This is a genomic window from uncultured Chitinophaga sp. (assembly GCF_937874145.1).
Taxonomy (GTDB): Bacteria; Bacteroidota; Bacteroidia; order Chitinophagales; family Chitinophagaceae; genus Chitinophaga.
Genome location: NZ_CALNBI010000297.1, coordinates 1 through 2,442 on the forward strand (window position 1 = coordinate 1; position 2,442 = coordinate 2,442).

Annotated in this window: 2 protein-coding genes and 1 pseudogene; 1 reads left to right on the forward strand and 2 read right to left on the reverse strand. The window is 53.8% G+C overall.

Annotated elements, in window-relative coordinates; genetic code table 11:
• A pseudogene (locus Q0510_RS14545) lies at window positions 1-314 on the forward strand (insulinase family protein); the annotation flags it as partial.
• 74 nt (window positions 315-388) lie between these two features.
• Here the strand turns inward: Q0510_RS14545 and Q0510_RS14550 are convergent.
• Together Q0510_RS14550 and Q0510_RS14555 are read right to left on the reverse strand one after the other, a co-directional pair.
• Window positions 389-1,258 (reverse strand): DUF1735 domain-containing protein, encoded by an 870-nt coding sequence (locus Q0510_RS14550; RefSeq protein WP_298713150.1) that lies wholly within the window; start codon window positions 1,256-1,258, stop codon window positions 389-391.
• 66 nt (window positions 1,259-1,324) lie between these two features.
• Window positions 1,325-2,442: RagB/SusD family nutrient uptake outer membrane protein (locus tag Q0510_RS14555; protein ID WP_298713153.1), on the reverse strand; the 1,118-nt coding region annotated here is incomplete at its 5' end.

The window sequence follows — 2,442 nt, forward strand, 5'->3', positions numbered from 1 at the left end:
CTTCCGAGCGCTTTGCCGCGGCGAAAGACAACGCGGTGAATTCCCTCGAAACCGAGCGCATCACGCAGTACGACATCATCAGCAGCTACCTCCGCAATAAAAAGCTCGGCATCGACCACGACGCGCGCATCGAACTGTACAAAGGCCTGAAACCGCTCACTTTCGCGGACATCAACGCCTTCCACCAGAAGAACGTGTCGAACAAGCCTTACAACCATTGCGTTGTTGCTTCCAAAGACAAAGTAACCAAAGAAGATCTCGCGAAATACGGCGCCTTCACACAGGTAAGCCTCGAGCAGATTTTTGGGTTCTAGCCCAAACCGAAAAAAAGTAAACGGGATCATGTAATCGCATGATCCCGTTTTTTATTGCTTAAACTATTGGCGTATTATTTCAACACCAGCCGGTGATCCACCGTTCTGAAAGTGCCATTATCGTTTGTATACTCGTAATACAATTGGAACGATTTTGTCTCAGGATCATAGGCGCTGGTTTTACCGGGCGTCGGCACCAGCCGGGTTAACGTGGTTTCGGCATTGGGCTGTATTTGCACCGTATTATCCGCATTGACGGTGAGGCTAATTGTCCCGAAATCGCCGTTGGCGTTGGCGGCGTGTACTTTGTACGTACTGCCGCTCGCCCATTTCACATCCGTATCGAACGACCACGGCGATGTATTGACCGGGTTGCCCGGTGCATCCGCCGCCGTATTGAAATTGAACCGGGTGCCGGAAGATGCATACCTGCCTTCAAAAGGCGGCTTCACTTTGATGATGTAATACTTCACCGCCATCGCCGGCACTACGGATACGCCACCGCCTGACGCCTGCACAATCTTTAACGGCAGTAAATAGCTGGCGCCGGGATCCAGCAGCAGGCTGTTGAAGACGAGACTGTCTTTTGCCGAGGTTTTGTGTCCCTGGGGGATGGTAACGCTCTCTCCTTTCAAGGTTACGCTACCATCCGGCAAGGGCAAGTGATTGGTTTTGTAGTTGGTGTTAAATGCCGCTATGAGGCTATTGTCTATCGCCAGCTGCGCACTTACGTTTCCGGAAGCGGGATTTTGCATGGCTGCGGCGAAACGGATGACCGGCGTGGATGCCGACACTTTGAATTCCTCAGATACCGCCTGCGAGGCGGGCACGATGTATATACCCGCCACTCCGGCCGGCTGTTCGTCTTTCCCGCATCCTGAGAACAATCCCAGGGCGGTCAGCGCGAAAGTCAATATATAGATGGATGATGAAAGCTTTTGCATGTTGATGGATTTTGGTCGTACCCCGCGTTTGACCGCGGGGTAGGGGAAAAAATGTGAGTTGGCGTATTACCACAGCGGGTTCTGCACCAGCATTTTGCTTTTCTGGATTTCGTCCAGCGGGATGGGATACAGGTACATCGACTTCTTGAACAACCTGTTCTCCACGAACGTCCGCGCGAAGAATCCGCCGGCCCCGATCGTGAGGTTACCGGAATTCATGTTCATGCCGGTCGCTGGTTTGTTGAGGCCGCCTTGTTCCGGCGTTTTGTCGGCCAGCATCCATCTTCTCACATCAAAATACCGCTGCCCTTCGGTGCAGAGCTCCACCCTGCTTTCCCGCTGGATCGCTTTGCGCAGGGCATCTTTATTGCCCAGCAGCCCGGGTTTGATGGCTGACAGCAACGGAATACCCGCGCGTTCTCTCACCTTGTCGATATACTCCAGGATCTTCGGATCGCCGGGGTTCACTTCATTGCAAACTTCTGCATACAACAGGTAAAATTCAGCTAAACGGAAAATGATGGAAGGGCGGTATTGGGAACGGGGATAGGTGCCTTCGTTGCGGACGTTGCGCGCCGTTCTTTTATAGAGGAGATATCCGGTGTAAGGGTTGTCGCCGGCGCTGTTGTCGTTGCCGCTGCCTTTATGGAACTGAACGTTCGTGTTGCTGATATGCCATTTCCGGTTCTGGAAGAATACCGTCTGATAGAAGCGCGGTTCGCGGTTCACCCACATATTGAATGTACCCGGCTCCGTCCTGCCCGAGGGATCGTCGCCCGCGGCAGAGAATGCGTTTTCCCTGTACATCGGCGATTCGTTGATCGGGAGGCCGTCGATCATGAAGAAGTCGTCTACCAGTTCCTGGGTTACCCCGAGGGAATTGAGGCCGCCCCTTTCGCTCCTGGGCGTACAGCGGCGGTCAGTTCCTTCTCCATCCACACTGCCCCAGGACTGGGAGGGCGAAGCCCATACAATTTCCTTATTCCCTTCCACGTCGATGAAAAGACGGTACAGGCTTTCGTCCGGATTGTACGAACCCCCAGGACCGGTAAACAATTTAAACAGTTCATGCTTCCCTTCGGAGAACGTCAAAAACGCTTCCAGCGCGGTTTTGGCGGCCTGCCATTTAGCGGCGCTGGCGGCCGGGAATAATTGCTTGCCGTCGGGATTCTTCAGCTGCACGG

Bases quoted from the DNA above. Each gene is read 5' to 3' on its own strand.
- Q0510_RS14550 (WP_298713150.1), bottom strand. From the start codon at position 1,258: ATGCAAAAGCTTTCATCATCCATCTATATATTGACTTTCGCGCTGACC.